At 30.9% G+C, this 16,245-nt stretch carries 11 protein-coding genes and 2 pseudogenes; 11 read left to right on the forward strand and 2 right to left on the reverse strand.

The features are described 5' to 3' along the window. The first annotated feature begins 66 nt into the window (after positions 1-66). Genes GEZ84_RS02375 through GEZ84_RS02400 form a run of 6 tightly spaced genes read left to right on the forward strand, consistent with a single transcriptional unit; the run spans position 67 to position 6,908 of the window. Positions 67-1,281 (forward strand): CDP-glycerol glycerophosphotransferase family protein, encoded by a 1,215-nt coding sequence (locus tag GEZ84_RS02375; protein ID WP_153223304.1) that lies wholly within the window; start codon positions 67-69, stop codon positions 1,279-1,281. Further along, positions 1,278-2,243 carry a glycosyltransferase gene (locus GEZ84_RS02380; protein ID WP_153223306.1) on the forward strand — a complete coding sequence of 322 codons (966 nt, stop codon included), beginning with the start codon at positions 1,278-1,280 and terminating at the stop codon, positions 2,241-2,243. The genes GEZ84_RS02375 and GEZ84_RS02380 overlap by 4 nt, the downstream gene beginning before the upstream one ends. 7 nt (positions 2,244-2,250) lie before the next feature. Further along, on the forward strand, positions 2,251-3,354 hold the full coding sequence (locus tag GEZ84_RS02385; protein ID WP_153223308.1) for a glycosyltransferase: 1,104 nt from the start codon (positions 2,251-2,253) through the stop codon (positions 3,352-3,354). Positions 3,355-3,365: 11 nt separating this feature from the next. Then, positions 3,366-4,385 carry a hypothetical protein gene (locus tag GEZ84_RS02390; protein WP_153223310.1) on the forward strand — a complete coding sequence of 340 codons (1,020 nt, stop codon included), beginning with the start codon at positions 3,366-3,368 and terminating at the stop codon, positions 4,383-4,385. A 31-nt stretch (positions 4,386-4,416) separates the two neighbouring features. Beyond that, on the forward strand, positions 4,417-5,871 hold the full coding sequence (locus GEZ84_RS02395; RefSeq protein WP_319946410.1) for an O-antigen polysaccharide polymerase Wzy family protein: 1,455 nt from the start codon (positions 4,417-4,419) through the stop codon (positions 5,869-5,871). Then, positions 5,871-6,908, forward strand: a complete 1,038-nt coding sequence (locus GEZ84_RS02400; protein ID WP_153223314.1) for a prephenate dehydratase — start codon at positions 5,871-5,873, stop codon at positions 6,906-6,908. Before GEZ84_RS02395 ends, GEZ84_RS02400 begins: the two co-directional genes overlap by 1 nt. 675 nt (positions 6,909-7,583) lie before the next feature. Here the strand turns inward: GEZ84_RS02400 and GEZ84_RS02405 are convergent. Beyond that, a complete protein-coding gene (locus GEZ84_RS02405; RefSeq protein WP_153223316.1) occupies positions 7,584-8,840 on the reverse strand; it encodes an ISL3 family transposase in 1,257 nt (418 codons plus the stop codon). A 244-nt stretch (positions 8,841-9,084) separates the two neighbouring features. Between GEZ84_RS02405 and GEZ84_RS02410 the strand changes: the two genes are divergently transcribed. The 3 genes and pseudogenes from GEZ84_RS02410 to GEZ84_RS02420 all read left to right on the forward strand — a co-directional run. Continuing rightward, positions 9,085-10,584 (forward strand): oligosaccharide flippase family protein, encoded by a 1,500-nt coding sequence (locus GEZ84_RS02410; RefSeq protein WP_153223319.1) that lies wholly within the window; start codon positions 9,085-9,087, stop codon positions 10,582-10,584. Further along, positions 10,581-11,387, forward strand: coding sequence for a LicD family protein (locus GEZ84_RS02415; protein WP_153223321.1), 807 nt, complete (start codon positions 10,581-10,583; stop codon positions 11,385-11,387). The genes GEZ84_RS02410 and GEZ84_RS02415 overlap by 4 nt, the downstream gene beginning before the upstream one ends. A gap of 81 nt (positions 11,388-11,468) precedes the next feature. Then, positions 11,469-13,223 (forward strand): annotated as a pseudogene (locus tag GEZ84_RS02420) (MBL fold metallo-hydrolase); the annotation flags it as partial. 47 nt (positions 13,224-13,270) lie between these two features. On the opposite strand, the pseudogene GEZ84_RS02425 reads toward GEZ84_RS02420, so the two are convergent. Beyond that, positions 13,271-13,762: pseudogene (locus GEZ84_RS02425) on the reverse strand (virulence factor MviN); the annotation flags it as partial. Positions 13,763-14,069: 307 nt separating this feature from the next. On the opposite strand from GEZ84_RS02425, the gene mecA reads away from it, so the two are divergent. Both mecA and GEZ84_RS02435 read left to right on the forward strand, forming a co-directional pair. Further along, entirely contained in the window at positions 14,070-14,807 is a 738-nt protein-coding gene (mecA, locus tag GEZ84_RS02430) for an adaptor protein MecA (RefSeq protein WP_153223440.1), read from the forward strand. 151 nt (positions 14,808-14,958) lie between these two features. After that, complete coding sequence (locus GEZ84_RS02435; protein WP_153223323.1) at positions 14,959-16,245, forward strand: homoserine dehydrogenase; 1,287 nt, start codon at positions 14,959-14,961, stop codon at positions 16,243-16,245.

Here is a 16,245-nt window from a genome sequence, read left to right on the forward strand (position 1 = left end):
AATGAAAAAAGCAAACAAGGTGGAAAGTTTGATCAAACTTCACAAAGATTCTAAGGAGGTATACAGATGAATAGAAATTTTATAGAAAAACTAAGATTAATTTCTATAAGAGATATTATTTCGCTTATATTTATTTTTCCTATAGCCTATGTTATTTCTCTATTCTTCAGACGCAAGAATAAGAATCTAATACTAATATGCGAAAGTGAAAAAGAAGCTAGAGATAATGGATATTGGTTGTTTAAATATATTAGAAAAAATCACCCAGAGGAAAATGTAATATATGTTATTGATTTGAAATCTCCTGATGCTCATAAAGTCAAAGAGTTAGGAGAATGTATCCAGTATTGGTCTTTTAAACACTGGGTTTATTATCTTAGCGCGGGAGTAAATGTAAGTACACAGAAAGCAGGAAATCCTAATGCAGCTGTTTTTAATCTTATGGAAGTATATTTAGGGTTAAAAACAAATAAGATATTTTTGCAACATGGAATAACCAAAGATGATGCTAAATGGCTGTATTATAAAAATACAAAGATGCGTGGTTTTATATGTGGAGCTGAACAAGAATACATTGAAGTAAAGGAAAAATTTGGCTATCCTAGTGGGTATGTACAATATTTGGGATTTCCAAGATTTGACAATCTTCATCGTAATATTGTCAATAATAATCAAATTCTTGTTATGCCTACTTGGAGAGAATGGTTAAATTTAAATACTAAAGCTAGAAATAATTTTAATGAAGGAAGTATTTTTACTGAAAGTGAATACTTTAAAAAATGGAATGAGTTTTTAGTAAATGATGACTTAAAAAACTTTTTAGAAAAAAATAACCTAACTTTAATTTTTTATCCACATAGAAACATGCAAAAAAATTTACAAGATTTTCAAACTTCTTCAAATAATATTAAATTGGCTGATTGGAAAAAATATGATATACAAGAACTATTAAAAAAGTCCGCTTTTTTAATTACAGATTATTCAAGTGTATTTATGGATTTTTGTTATATGAGAAAACCAGTATTATTTTATCAATTTGATTATAAAAAATTTAGAGAAGGTCAGTACGAAGAAGGATATTATGACTATAAAGATGGATTTGGAAAATCTATAGACACCCTAGATGAATTGATAAAAGAGATAAAAAATCAATTTAAAAATAATTGGATTTTGGAAGATAAATATAAAGGAAAAATTGATAAGTTTTTTAGAATACACGATGATCAGAATTCTAAGAGAGTATATACATTTATTAAAGAAGTATTAGGGGAAAATGAATGAAATTAACTATAGGTGTAGCAGTATATAACGGAGAAAAATATATATCACGTTGTATAGATTCTATAATCAAGGAATATGATAGCTTAAAAGAAAAAATAGAATTTGAATTGTTGATAGTTAACGATGGTTCAAAAGACAATAGTGAGTCAATATTAAAGGGATATAGCGATAAATTTGCATTTATAAAAGTTATAACTCAAGAAAATGCAGGACTTGCTCATGTAAGAAGAGTAATTTTAGACAAAGCTAGTGGAGATTATCTATGGTTTGTTGATGTAGATGATGAAATAGAAGAAGGATCAATAGAATTTATAGTAAATCAAGATTTAGAAGAAGTAAATATATTTAATTATAGAGTAGGATATGAGAATAGGAAATTAGACAATGTATGCATGGGAATAAAAGAAAACATTATACTTATTCCCAAAAAAGAAAAGAAGCTATTTACTCTCCAGAATGCTGTTTGGCACTTTGTATATGATTTAGAGTTTTTAAGAAAAAATAAACTGACTTTTAAAAGTGGCTATTTATATGAAGATTTTGAATTTATGGCTAGACTTTGGCCTAATGTAAGTAAGGCAAAATATTTTAATTTTAGTATATACAAATACTATTTAACGGAAGGTTCTATTATGCGTGGAGGAAGTGAAATTAATAAAATTAGAGATATAGAAGTTATGTTAGACAGTGTTGAAGAGTACTATTCCGAAAAATATCCAGGAGAATATAAAGAAGAGTTAGAATATTTTAATTGGTATCATATTTTGTATGGAGGATATTGTAATATTTTAAGAATTGATGAAAAATCTCCCCTATTAAAAGAGTACCTAGAAAAAGTAAAGAAGAAATATCCTAATTGGATAAACAATAAGTATTTAAAGAGTCAACCTTTAAAGAGAAAATTACTTATGTATTTAATAAAGTATAATCAAAAAAGTATAGTTAAAAAACTATTGAAATAGGTAAGACATGGATAAAAAGAAAATTCTATTTATAACATGGTCTTTTAGTATGGGTGGCGGAGCTGAAAAGATTTTGGCAAATATTACTAAAGGTCTAAGTGATGAATATGTTATTGATGTTTTAGAGATAAATAATCATGGCACAGGGGAAAATCGCGACAGCGATATTAATATATTGAAACCGCTTTTTAAAAATTTAGAAAATGCTACTTTTTTGAAAAAAATTAAGTGGAAACTATTTTTGCTATTTCCTAAACTATTTAGATATCTAGTAACAAGTAAAAAATATGATTATGAAATAGCTTTTAATTATTTATATCCAGTTTACTTACTTAGAAATAATGCGAAAACAGTATCTTGGAATCATGGAACAATCTATAATCTAAAAAAGCATAAATTTTCTAGAATTAGACAAGGGAAAAAATTAAAATATGTAAATAGAATAATAACTATTTCAGAAGAAACCTCAAAATCTGTAAAAGAAATTTATCCTGAATATAAAGAAAAAATAGAATTGATATACAATGGGTACGATTTTAAAAATATCCACACTAAATCTCTCGAAGATGTAAATATTAATTTTGAAGATGACAGTCTCATTTATTTAGGACGTATAGAGGAAGCTAAAGGGATCAAGAGATTGTTAGAAGTTTTTAAGAATGTGGTTGATAAAATACCTGATAAAAAATTATATTTATTAGGGAAAGGCGATTTAGAGAAATACGTTAGTAAATTTGTAGTCGACAATCATTTAGAAAAAAATGTAATTATGTTAGGGTATGTTGATAATCCATATCCATATATAAAAAAAGCATCTTATGTTGTTTTATTATCAGAAGCAGAAGGGTTCCCCACAGTTTTGGTGGAAGCGTTAGCGTTAGGAAAGGGATTTATTAGTACTCCTGTAGGAGGGACGAAAGAATTATATAATAATCAAAAATGTGGATTTGTTTCTGATGATAATGAAGAAATTTCTAACTATCTTATAGAAGAACTTAGTAAAAAGAAGGAAGATAGATTCATTAATTCGGAAGTATGTAAGAAGTATGTTGACAAATATTCCTTAGATAAACAGATTGCTAGTATCAAAAAAATAATTAATGAATTATAGGTGAATAAATTATGAATAAAATAATAATTCCTATGAGTTATATGGGAAGTGGATCCTCAGCTGTGACAGATTTATTAAGAGAATATGATGGAATTAACACTAAGAACTCAGACTTTGAGTATGTTTTTTTACATGCTCCCGATGGATTGTTTGATTTAGAATACAAATTGCTATATAATAACAATTCTATAAGAAGTGATGAAGCGGTAAAGAGTTTCAGAAAACTTATGAAAAAATTATATATTTATGGTGGTTGGGGTATTGCTAATTATAAACATAAAATATCCAAAAATTTCCTTAATATAGTAGATAGTTACTTAGATTCGATAATAACTAGTAAATATCGTGGGATATGGTACTATTATCAAAAACCATCAAAAATAGCTTGGTTTATAAGAGTTATGCGGAGAATAATATTTAAAAAATCAACAAAACTAAAACAAGTACAATTGGAAATGAGTTTGGTATCACCAGATGATTTTTATGACAAAAGCAAAAAATTTATTCTAGCTGTGATAAACGAATTATCTGATAAAGAAAAGTATGTAGTTCTTGATCAACTTTTATTACCTCATAATCTTAATATTATTGATAGTTATAAATTTGAAGAGTTGTTTCCAGTAGTAATTTCAAGAGATCCAAGAGATGTATTTATAATGAATAAATATTTTTGGAAGCCTAGAAATCAAGAGATACCTTACCCAACAGATGTTAAGGAATTTTGTCATTATTATAAAATGATGAGAAGAAATGAGAAAAAAACAAATACTTTAACACTAAGATTAAATTTTGAAGATTTAGTTTTAAATTACGAGGAAACAAAACAAGATATAGAAAATTTCATTGGAATAGATTCTACCCATCATAAAACAAAGTTTAAGTATTTCAATCCAGCCATTTCTGTGAATAATTTGCAAGTTTACAATAAGGATGTTAAATACAAAGCCGAAGTAGAAATCATAGAGTTAGAATTATCAGAGTATTTATATAATTTTAAGAATGATATTGTTTCTACTGGGGATGTTTTTTAATTACCGTGTAGAGGAATGAGGTGAGTATTTGATATTAGATTGGAAAAGAGTGTATTATATAATTACGCTATTTAGCTATGTTATAACTATTTTTTTAGGTATTGCATATATATATAACAATTCGATTATTACGTTATTGATAACTTTAGTTATGCTTATTATAAGTAGTATCCTATACTGTTTTAACAATATAAAGTACTATATAATCCATCTTATTTTTTACATTACAATATTTCTTTTTTTGGTTTCTAGACCAACGATTGATTATTTTAAATATGGACTAATAAATACTTATCAGGAAGATGTCTATAGATTTTCATTTTTGGCTGTTATTGTTTCTATTATTGGTATAACTATAGGAGGTCTTTTAGTTTCTAAAAGAGAAAACAAATTAAAAGAAGAGATTAAAGCCCTCAAAAATAAGCGATTTATAGATAGTGTACGGAAAGTATCGTTATCAGTATTTTTGTTTTCGTATCCATTTTACCTAGTAAGAATAATTGAAAGATTAGTGTACAGATTAAATGTTTCATATTATGAATACTATGCTGATTTCAAAAGTGAGCTACCTTATTTTACCTATACATTATCAACGTTTGTAGTTTATGCCATGTGTATCTATTTAGCTACTAAGCCCAACAAACGTCATTCAACTATAGTGTTAGGTATGTTTGTAACAGGTAATGTGATAAATCTTTTAATAGGAACAAGAAATCCATTTGTATTAAGTTTGATATTTTCATTTATCTATTATTTTATGAGAAACCAGACAGAAAAAGGAGTATGGATAGGTGTAAAAGAAAAAGCTATGCTATATTTAGGTACACCGATCATGATGCTTGTAATGGGATTTTTGAATTATGCCCGTGATGGAGAAGGCATTGGTAACATGAGTCTTTCTGAACTTTTGATAGATTTTGTCTATAAACAAGGGACCAGTTTTGGTGTTTTAGCCAGAGGATACCTATACGGAAGTAATTTACCAGTACGAGAATTTAGAAATTACACCTTTAGTCCGATAATTGAGTATATAACTAGAGGAAATTTAGGAATTTTATTTGGAGGGACTCCATTTGTTAGTGCTAATAATAGTTTGGAGTTAGCTCTTACAAGTGATAGATATGCTCATAATATTTCCTATATTGTTTTGAGACAGGATTATTTAGCAGGTCATGGTATTGGTGGAAGTTATGTAATGGAAATGTATACTGATTATAGCATGATTGGATTATTTTTGTTAAGTATAATAATGGGAATTAGTTTTATATTTATGATGAAATCATCGTATCAATCAGGGATACTTTTTTTTAGTATTACATTATTGATTTTAAATAATCTATTCTTTATGCCAAGAGGTAGCTTTACAGAGAGTTTCTTCAATTTGTTTACTTTACAATTTTGGGGAATAGTTATTGTTATCTTTTTTGTAGCAGGTCTAATAAATAGAAAAGTAAAACACGTAGTTGATAATAAAGGAGATGTATAATGTTTGATAACTATTCGATTGCAGATTTATTTGCAAATATTTATAAAAAAAAGGTGTTAAATCTAGTTTCATTAATCGTTCTATTTCTTTGTTTAGCAATTCCATATTCTTATAGAGTTCTTACGACAAAGTCTATTGTAAGGGATGTTAGTAACTATTCTAGTTATCTTTCATATAAAATAATAGCACCATCAGAAGGAACTACAACACCTAATAGTAATACAGTAGGAGGCTATAGTGATTTCTACGGTCGTTTAATTCAATCCAATTTAAATGGAGCTTATTTATTCAATGACCAGTCAGAATCAGATATGAAAAAAATTGCATCAGAATTAATGACATCTGAGGTTACACTTAAAAACTCAAATTTTGATTTTTGGAACAAAAAGATAGAAGTAAATTATTTATTAAATAATGCAGGGATTACAGTGAAAATATTAACACCAAGTAAATTGGCGAATGATATTATTGAACAAAAATTGGATTATTTAGTTGATAAATTTAAACAAGCATACTCAGGAGTCGCAATTGAAAAATTGGAACCAGTTTATTCAAAGGAACTTAAAAAAAGTGAGAGTGAATCGGGTATAAGTAAAGTAACTTTATTAATTCGTTTAATTATTATTGGAATTGGAACTCTATTTTTAGTAGTATTTGTTAACATTGCAGCATATATTTTTAATCCAACCATTAATAGAGCAGGGGATTATGAAAAATATGGTGTAGATTTTATCGTAAAAATAGATAATATAGATAATTTTAGAAATGTGATACAATATAAGAATGGGCATAAAAACTTATTATTACTAGGCACAAATAAAAAAGTAATTGATAAGTTTTCCAAGAAGTATGCTAAAGTCCTGCCCCAAAATTTTGTTATTGGAAACATAGGTGACATTAAATCTATTCTAAATTCTGATAATATTTTATTTGTGGAAGAATACGGTATAACTAGATATAAAAACTTTGAAGAAAATCTTCAAGTTATCAAAAATTTAAATAAAAACGTAATAGGTGTCTCAACATTTAGACTGTAGTTTATTTCTATTATAAATCTTTATCTGATTCTATATTGTACATTAGGTTAAGTTCTACCATTTGTCAAGTCAATTAAGGTGCGAAAATATGGTATAGATAGAGCTCTAAATTGTGGGGAGAGGCGTAATCGTAAAGTTTGTTATATATAATAAGATAATAAACTCGTTGGTCAAAAGAGAAGATATACAATGGCAATAGAATGTGTATTGGTTGAAGCTATTGTTTCTCATGGTAGTCAGTAACATGACAGTGATTAGTATGGATTGCTAATAAAACGATGTTGTGAATGAACTTTAATAAGATTTTTGTAGTATAGGGATTCCCCTGTATAGTAAAGTGTTTTTCTGAGAGAAAATTTCCGTATTTCAGTGTCTCAGTTCAATCTACCCATAAAATTGTTTATTTTGTGGGTAGATTGAAAGTATCAAATATTTTCCAATTTCCTAATGATAGATGTCTTTATAGTTTCTATGATATCAAACTTTTATCGTACGATGTCTTGTCTCAGTAAAACCTTGACAAGGAATCTCATGTTGTCTGAGACAACTAATCTGAGTGCAGAAAGACGAATCTCTTTTTTTGCATAGTAACGAACCTCTTCAGGCTTTGGAGAGGTTTTCTTTAACTCACAATAAAAGAAGGCTCTTTGTCAACTGTAGTGGGTTGAAGAAAAGCTAAGCTCGAGAAAGGACACATTTCGTCCTTTCTTTTTTGATATTTAGGGCGATAAAAATCCGTTTTTTGAAGTTTTCAAAGTTTCGAAATCCAAAGGCATTGCGCTTGATGAGTTTGATGAGATTATTGGTCGCTTCCAATTTTGCGTTAGAATAGGTTAGTTGAAGGGCGTTGACGATTTTCTCTTTATCCTTGAGGAAGGTTTTAAAGATAGTCTGAAAAAGAGGATGAATCTGTTTTAGATTGTCCCCAATGAGTCCGAAAAATTTGTCAGGCTCTTTATTCTGAAAGTGAAAAAGCATGAGTTGATAGAGATGGTAGTGGTGTTTCAAATCCTCTGAATAGCTCAAAAGCTTGTCTAAAATCTCTTTATTGGTCAAGTGCATGCGAAAAGTAGGGCGATAAAAACGTTTATCGCTGAGTTTCCTACTATCTTGTTGGATGAGTTTCCAGTAGCGCTTGATAGCCTTATATTCATGAGATTTTCGCTGAAACTGATTCATGATTTGGACACGCACACGACTCATAGCACGACTTAAGTGTTGAACAATGTGAAAGCGATCAAGAACGATTTTAGCACATGGAAAAAGCTGTTTAGCCAAGGCATAATAAGGGCTAAACATATCCATTGTAATGATTTCCACTCGACATCGGACGGCTCTATCATATTTAAGAAAGTGATTTCGGATGACAGCTTGTGTTCTCCCTTCAAGAACAGTGATGATATTGAGCTTTTCAAAATCCTGTGCAATGAAACTCATCTTTCCCTTGGTAAAGGTATACTCATCCCAAGACATAATCTCTGGAAGATGAGAAAAATCATGCTTAAAACGAAAGTCATTGAGCTTGCGAATAACAGTTGAAGTCGAAATGCCAAGCTGATGAGCAATGTCCGTCATAGAAGTCTTTTCAATTAGCTTCTGAGCAATCTTTTGGTTGATGATACGAGGGATTTGATGATTTTTCTTTACTAGAGGAGTCTCAGCAGTCATCATTTTTGAGCAATGATAGCACATGAAACGTCGCTTTTTCAGAAGAATTCTAGTAGGCTTGCCAGTTGTTTCGAGGTAAGAGATCTTAGACGGCTTTTGAAAGTCATATTTCTTCATTAGACTTCCGCAATCAGGACAAGATGGGGCCTCACAATCTAGTTTAGCAATGATTTCTTTGTGGGTATTCCAATTTATGACATCCATAAATTGGATATTAGGCTCTTTAATGTCTAGCAGTTTTGTGATAAAGTGTAATTGTTCCATATGATTCTTTCTAATGAGTTGTTTTGTCGCTTTTCGTTATAGGTCATATGGGAATTTTTTCTACAATAAAATAGTCTCCATAATATCCATAGTGGATTTACTCACTATAAATTCTTTAACTCTCTATTTTCAGTATAATTATTTGAATTTTGATAATATAATGAAACTGTTCTTTTGAGGTTTTTTATATCTTTATATGCTATAATGGTAGTTGGAACTTCTTAGAAAGGAACTATTCTTTTTCATGAAAAGTATTAAACTAAATGCTTTAGCATATCTAGGAATCAGAATACTAAACATTATATTCCCTCTTTTAACAGGAACACATGTAGCTCGTGTATTAGATAAAACATACTATGGTTATTTCAATTCTGTTGACACTATACTCTCGTTTTTCTTGCCTTTTGCTACATACGGAGTATATTCATATGGTCTAAGAGGCATTAGTAACGTAAAAGATAATAAAAATGAGGTAAACAAAGTATTTTCTCAATTATTCTATCTTTGTATAACTTGTACCAGTTTATGTATTGTAATCTATATATTTGCTTATCCTTTGTTTTTTGAAAATAATCCTGTACTGAAAAAGGTTTATTTAGTAATGGGGATTCAATTAATTGCACAAATGTTTTCCATAGAATGGGTTAATGAAGCATTGGAAAACTATGATTTTCTTTTTTATAAAACAGCTTTGATTAGAACTCTCATGTTATTTTCTATATTTATATTTGTTAAAGAAGAAAAGGATATTATACCTTATACATTGATAATGAGTTTATCTACTCTTATAAATTATTTAATTAGTTATTTTTGGATAAAAAGAGATATCAAATTAGTTAGAATAGATATTAAAGATTTTAAGCCTCTGTTTTTGCCACTTACTGCTATGCTTGTTTTCTCAAGTGCAAATATGTTATTTACTTTCCTTGATAGATTATTCTTAGTAAAAATAGGCGAAGAGTTATATGTGACATACTATACAATGGCTCAAAGAATTGTTGGAGTTATAGCTGGCTTAATTACTGGAGTTGTAAGTGTAAGTGTTCCTAGACTGAATTATTATTTAGGAAAAGGGGATAAAACTTCTTATTACAATTTAGTAAACAGAGGAAGCCGTATGTTTATGTTTTTTATTATACCTATAAGCCTTGGATTAACTGTGTTAGGAACTGAGACAATACTGATATACGGAAGTGAAAAATATGTTGAGGGAGGTATGTTAACCTCGTTATTCGCTTTTAGGTCAATTTTCTTATCTTTAGATATTATATTAGGAACTCAAATTATATTTGCTCATGGCTATGAAAAACAACTAACGCTTTTCACTCTATTATCGGGTATTATAAACATTCTATTGGATAGTATTTTATTTATGAATAATATTTCAAAACCAGAATTTTACCTGATAACTACAATGATTTCTGAAATTATTTTATTAATAATTTATTCAAGATTTATTATAAAAAAACAATTAATTTCATTAAAAAATATATTCTACTACACTATACGATATTTTATGTATAGTCTTACATTTATACCAATTTATTTTATAGTTAATATTGTTAATCCTACAGAAATGATCATAACTTCCAAATTAATTATAAATATAGTTATGACTATAATTCTATCAATAACAAGCTATACAGTTTTATTATATGTAACCAATGATGCAATCTTACAAGAAGTTTTTGAGCATCTTAAACGAATCAAAAGGAAAATTTTTAAATTTGGGAGAAAAGAATGAAAAAAATAACAGTAGATGAAGCGAAAAACATAGAATTGGAAATTTTATCTTATATAGATATTTTTTGTAAAAAAAATGGCATAGAATATTTTCTTAATTATGGAACACTGATAGGAGCTGTTAGGCACAAAGGTTTTATACCGTGGGATGATGATATTGATATTAGTATGACGCGTGAGAATTATAATAAGTTCATAAACTTATTTGAAAAAGATAGTTCAAAATATAAGCTACTCTCATTAGAAACGCAAAAAGAATATTATAATAATTTTATAAAGATAATTGATACATCTACTGTTATTGATAACACAAGAGTATATACAACTTATCCCTCAGGTGTCTTTATTGATATATTCCCTATGGATACCTTTAATGACAAAAAAATCATGAAATTATTTTATAGATTGGAAAGTTTAAAATTACTAGCATCAAGTAAGAGAAAGAATATTATTTATAAAGATAGTCAAATTAAAGATTTAATTAGACAAATTATTTGGTTCATATTACTGCCAATACCACCAAAAGTTTTTGCAATTATTATGGAAAAACTGACTAAAAAACACTATAATCCAAATGGTAAATTTATAGCTTTCCTTTCTTCAAAGTTGGGAGAAAAAGAGGTATTTGAAAGAAAAATTTTTGAAGAAATAATAACTTTAGATTTTGAACATCTTAGACTACCAGCTCCCCAAAATTATGATTTCATTTTAACACAGTATTATGGTGATTACATGCAGTTGCCACCTGAAGAAGAAAGAGTTTTTGGGCATGAGTTTGATGTATACCTGCTTGAGAACAAGTAACAATCATATTTAGAAGATGAAGTCAAGTTAACATTTCTGACTTAAAGATACTATCATGTCTGAGATAAGATTACTGGAAAGTTAGAAGATAGACTGTTCAGACACATGAAACAGGTAGGTATTAAAAAACTTGATTTTATTCTAGGAACCCATGTCCATAGTGATCACATTGGTTCTGCAGATGAAGTTCTTAAACGTTTTCCTGTTGATAGATTTTATTTAAAACGATATGCTGATGAACGTGTTACAACAAAATGGAGATTGTGGGATAACCTTTATAATTACGATAATGCTGCAAAGACTGCTACTGAACGTGGAGTAAAATTAATACAAGATATCTCAGATAAAGATAGTCATTTTACTTTAGGTGACATGGATATTCAGCTGTATAACTATAAAAATGAGTATGATAGCAACGGACATCTAAAAAGAGTATTTGATGACAATTCAAACTCAATTGTAGCAGTTGTAACAGTAGCAGGTAAGAGAATCTATCTTGGTGGAGACTTGGATAATGTTGAGGGTGCAGAAGATAAGTTGGGATCTGTAATTGGTAAGGTAGATATGCTGAAATGGAATCATCACTATGACGCTAAAATTTCTAATACTATTCCATTCTTAGACTACTTATCACCGAAGATGGTTGTACATACTTCGGTTGCAGATGCAAACCTTTCTACAACTAGAGATTATCTTAAAAGAAAAAATATTCAGGTTGTTCATGCATCTAGTCAGACAAAAGATGCAACAGTCTTTACAATAGGCGAAAAAGGATTTACGGATATTTCTGAAAGTCTACCAAATATACCTTCAGTAAATGAAAAATGGTATAAAGAAGACGGATACTGGAAGTATCGTTTATCTGATACACAAATGGCTATTGGCTGGAAGAGAATTGCTGGAGATTATTATTTCTTTAACGGGAAAGGACAGATGCAAGCTAGCAAATGGCTTCATTTGAATGACTCCCGAGAAAAGCTTGATGGTAGCTGGTATTATTTAAATAGTAGTGGTAAGATGCAAGAAGCTGGCTGGTTCAAGAAGGACGGTTTTGGGTACTATATTAGCTCTACAGGTGATTGAAAATATAATGAATTAGTGGAAATTTCTGGACAAAAATATTTATTTGATAAAGAAGGAAAGATGTTAACAGGATTGCACGAGTTTAACGGAAAAAAAATGTTCTTTGCTAATAATGGTGCTCTTCAATCTAATGGGAAACCTTCTAGTTGGAAAAAAGTGTCGGGAAATTGGTATTATTACGATGAGAATGGAGTCCCTTCACTTGGTAAAAAAATTATAAATGGAACAACTTATTTCTTTAATCAAGAAGGTGTGATTCAAACTAGATGGGCCTTTGTTGATGGTCACTGGAACTATTTTGCAAGTTCTGGAGCTATGAAAACTGGCTGGGTCAAGGATCAGGAAACTTGGTATTATCTGGATAAAGATGGCATCATGTTAACTGGTAGACAAGATATAAATGGTGTTCGTTACTATTTGAATGCTAGTGGAGCCATGCAGACTGGCTGGCAACGGGTTGATGGTAACTGGTACTATTTCCAAGCAGATGGTTCCTTGTTGAAAAATTCTACCACACCTGATGGTTATAAAGTAAATGAAGAAGGTATATGGAAACAAGTAGTTGCTGTTGATAAGCAGCAAAATAATTCTACAAACAAACAGGAAACATCTACTTTAACTGATAAATCAGACAAGATTAATAAGGAAGAAAAGCAAGAAAATCATAAAGAAATTAACTCTTCAAATTCAGAAAAACAAAAAGAGGATTCGATTATAGAGTCAAGTATTGCCAATAAGAAAGAAAAGGAATAATGAGAAAATCCCCTGCTAGTAGAATAGTCTATTAGCAGGGGATTCTTTTAATTTCTTTTAATCTTAGCAAGAGCAAGATTGAGTGCATAGTGGAGTGTTTTATCTTTGGTAAGAAATAGCGTCAAGAGATAATAGATACCGCAAGCTGTTACAGTAGAGAGTACCATGAGTATCATATTGAGGTTGACTGTAAATGAGTTGATTTGGAAAAGGAATTTAAACGCAAAATAGATTGGGATGAATCCAAGGGATACAATAGTATAGCGTGTTAAAGTAGTAAAGATTTCTTTTAAGTCAAGCAGATGATGTTTCTGGATAAAGTAAATTTCTAGTAGAACAACTACAGTTTCTGCAATAATAGTAGTAGCAATGTAGTACTCTGGTGCAAAAATATTATTGAAATACAAGAGACTGTTGAGTAGGATAGTAGCACCACCAATAAAGTAAAAGGCTGTTAAACGATTTTCGTGGTCGTTGATGAAGATAATTTGTTTAGCAAGGATTAACTCAATGGCCCAAATGATAGCACGAATCCCGTAGTTGTATATTCCAAAGGCTGCTAGTGGAATGACAAAGCTAGCCTAGGTATTTGCGGTATTGAAATAATCGTAGACGGATTTGCTGAGAATCCGCGTCAGATAAGGATTGGTTATCAGAGGAAAAACGATATTGAGAACATTGACTAGTAAGCTAGGCAGTACATTAATTTTTATATTTTTCATTGTACTTTCTTTCTTGTATTGTAAAATGCTCTCTAGTATTATATCACATTCTCGCTTCATTCTTTTGATAAAATCGTAAAAATCTAGTATAATAGATAGAACTGAAAGTATGAGGTTACTAGCAATGAAAATGAAACAAATTAGTGATACAACTTTGAAAATCACGATGTCTTTAGAGGATTTGATGGATCGTGGCATGGAGATTGCTGACTTTCTCGTTCCTCAAGAAAAAACAGAAGAGTTCTTCTATGCTATCTTGGATGAGTTAGAGATGCCTGAGAGCTTTTTGGATACAGGTATGTTGAGCTTCCGTGTGACTCCAAAACCTGATAAGGTTGATGTCTTTGTAACTAAATCAAAGATTGACCAAAATCTAGATTTTGGAGATTTATCGGATTTACCAGATATGGAAGAATTGGCCCAAATGTCGCCAGATGAATTTATCAAAACTTTGGAAAAAAGCATTGCAGATAAAACCAAGGATGATATCGAAGCGATTCAATCTCTAGAGCAAGTCGAAGCTAAGGAAGAAGAGCAAGAGCAGGATGAACAAGGAGTTGAAAGTAAGAAAGAGCCTTACATCTATTACATCCTTTCTTTTTCTAAGTTAGCTGATTTGGTGGCTTTTTCAAAGACAGTGACTTTTGAGATAGAAACTTCTGAACTTTACAAGATGAATGAGCGCTATTATTTGACCATTTTAGTGGATATTGAAAATCATCCAAGTCCATATCCAGCTTGGCTGTTGGCCCGTATGCGCGAGTTTGCAGATGATAGTGACATCAGTCGCTCAGTCTTGCAGGAGTATGGTCAAGTCTTGATCAATCACGATGCGGTGATTAATCTGCAAAAGATTGGATAATCATTTTTGGAAAGCTATTTCCAGATTTTAAGAAGAGCGAATCATCTGATTCGTTTTTTCTTTTTTAGACTGAAATAGTGATTTACTATAATAGGAATTTTCACAAAATTCTGTTATAATGGCTATATTAGAAAATTTCGAGGAGACAAACATGACAGTTAAAATTGCTTTACTAGGATTTGGTACCGTTGCAAGTGGTGTGCCTTTCCTCCTAAAGGAAAATGGAGAAAAAATCAATCAATCAGCACATTCAGAGATTGAAGTTGCTAAGGTATTGGTCAAGGATGAAGATGAAAAGAATCGCTTGCTTGCTGCTGGGAATGACTTTAACTTTGTAACCAATGTGGATGACATTTTATCAGACCAAGACATTACGATCGTAGTGGAGTTGATGGGTCGTATCGAACCTGCTAAGACCTTTATCACTCGTGCCTTAGAAGCTGGGAAACACGTTGTTACTGCTAACAAGGACCTTTTGGCTGTCCATGGTGCAGAATTGTTAGAAATCGCTAAAGCTAATAAGGTAGCACTTTACTATGAAGCAGCAGTAGCTGGTGGGATTCCAATTCTTCGTACTTTGGCAAATTCATTGGCTTCTGATAAAATCACGCGCGTGCTTGGAGTAGTCAACGGAACTTCTAACTTCATGATGACCAAGATGGTGGAAGAAGGCTGGTCTTACGATGATGCTCTTGCGGAAGCGCAAAGACTAGGTTTTGCAGAAAGCGACCCGACAAACGACGTAGATGGGATCGATGCAGCCTACAAGATGGTGATTTTGAGCCAATTTGCCTTTGGCATGAAGGTTGCCTTTGATGATGTAGCCCACAAGGGGATCCGCAATATCACACCAGAAGATGTGACTGTAGCTCAAGAACTTGGCTATGTAGTGAAATTGGTTGGTTCAATCGAAGAAACTCCTTCAGGTATTGCTGCAGAAGTAACACCAACCTTCCTTCCTAAAGCACACCCACTTGCCAGTGTGAATGGGGTAATGAACGCTGTCTTTGTAGAATCTATTGGTATCGGTGAGTCTATGTACTACGGACCAGGTGCGGGTCAAAAACCAACTGCAACCAGTGTTGCGGCGGATATTATCCGTATCGTTCGTCGCTTGAATGATGGTACCATTGGAAAAGACTTCAACGAATACAGTCGTGACTTGGTCTTGGCTAATCCAGAAGATGTCAAAGCAAACTACTACTTCTCAATCTTGGCTCCAGACTCAAAAGGTCAGGTCTTGAAGTTGGCTGAAATCTTTAATGCTCAAGATATTTCCTTCAAGCAAATCCTCCAAGATGGAAAAGAGGGTGACAAGGCGCGTGTTGTCATCATCACACACAAAATTAATAAAGCCCAGCTTGAGAATGTCTCAGCTGAGTTGAAGAAGGTTTCAGAATTCGACCTCTTGAATACCTTCAAGGTGCTAGGAGAATAA

The sequence above is a fragment of the Streptococcus mitis genome (assembly GCF_009496155.1).
In the GTDB taxonomy this organism is placed as follows: domain Bacteria; phylum Bacillota; class Bacilli; order Lactobacillales; family Streptococcaceae; genus Streptococcus; species Streptococcus mitis_BQ.

What these genes read in the sequence shown, in the direction of transcription:
- GEZ84_RS02375 (WP_153223304.1), top strand. Translation starts at nt 67, where the DNA reads ATGAATAGAAATTTTATAGAAAAACTAAGATTAATTTCTATAAGAGAT.
- GEZ84_RS02380 (WP_153223306.1), top strand. Translation starts at nt 1,278, where the DNA reads ATGAAATTAACTATAGGTGTAGCAGTATATAACGGAGAAAAATATATA.
- GEZ84_RS02385 (WP_153223308.1), top strand. Translation starts at nt 2,251, where the DNA reads ATGGATAAAAAGAAAATTCTATTTATAACATGGTCTTTTAGTATGGGT.
- GEZ84_RS02390 (WP_153223310.1), top strand. Translation starts at nt 3,366, where the DNA reads ATGAATAAAATAATAATTCCTATGAGTTATATGGGAAGTGGATCCTCA.
- GEZ84_RS02400 (WP_153223314.1), top strand. Translation starts at nt 5,871, where the DNA reads ATGTTTGATAACTATTCGATTGCAGATTTATTTGCAAATATTTATAAA.
- GEZ84_RS02405 (WP_153223316.1), bottom strand. Translation starts at nt 8,840, where the DNA reads ATGGAACAATTACACTTTATCACAAAACTGCTAGACATTAAAGAGCCT.
- GEZ84_RS02410 (WP_153223319.1), top strand. Translation starts at nt 9,085, where the DNA reads ATGAAAAGTATTAAACTAAATGCTTTAGCATATCTAGGAATCAGAATA.
- GEZ84_RS02415 (WP_153223321.1), top strand. Translation starts at nt 10,581, where the DNA reads ATGAAAAAAATAACAGTAGATGAAGCGAAAAACATAGAATTGGAAATT.
- mecA (WP_153223440.1), top strand. Translation starts at nt 14,070, where the DNA reads ATGAAAATGAAACAAATTAGTGATACAACTTTGAAAATCACGATGTCT.
- GEZ84_RS02435 (WP_153223323.1), top strand. Translation starts at nt 14,959, where the DNA reads ATGACAGTTAAAATTGCTTTACTAGGATTTGGTACCGTTGCAAGTGGT.